The organism is Larkinella sp. C7, from assembly GCF_006149005.1.
GTDB lineage: Bacteria > Bacteroidota > Bacteroidia > Cytophagales > Spirosomataceae > Larkinella.
In genome coordinates, this window is record NZ_VBSL01000170.1 from 1 (window position 1) to 432 (window position 432).

Annotated in this window: 1 protein-coding gene; it reads left to right on the plus strand. The window is 38.4% G+C overall.

Annotation, left to right across the window (positions count from 1 at the left end; translation table 11 throughout):
- A partial coding sequence (locus FH871_RS34950; RefSeq protein ID WP_138995351.1) for an IS3 family transposase occupies window positions 1-278 on the plus strand: 278 nt, incomplete at its 5' end.
- Between the last annotated feature and the right edge of the window lie 154 nt (window positions 279-432).

Here is a 432-nt window from a genome sequence, read left to right on the forward strand (position 1 = left end):
GGGATAAATATTATGAAGAGACTATTCTCAACCGATATTTCACCACCCAAGCTGGGCTCACCCTATCCATGTCACGGGTTGTCAAATGTATTGATAACGCCCCAATTGAGAGTTTCTTTGGCCATTTCAAGACAGAGTCTTACCATCTCCAACACTACAAGGCCTTTGAGGAATTGGTTACAGCTATTGACGACTATATCAGCTTTTATAACACCCAACGTTATCAAGAAAAACTAAATAACCTGACTCCTTTAGAATTCAGGAATCAGGTTGCTTAAATTATTTTATTATTTGACTGTCTACTTGACAGGGAGCGGTTCATTTAAAAACTAGAAGGTTAGTTTTTTTATTTAGTAAGTTAAATGGTTGTCCACTGCTTCACACTAGCTACTTGCTTAGCATTTTCGGCAATGGGCTGCAAATCGTGATTGC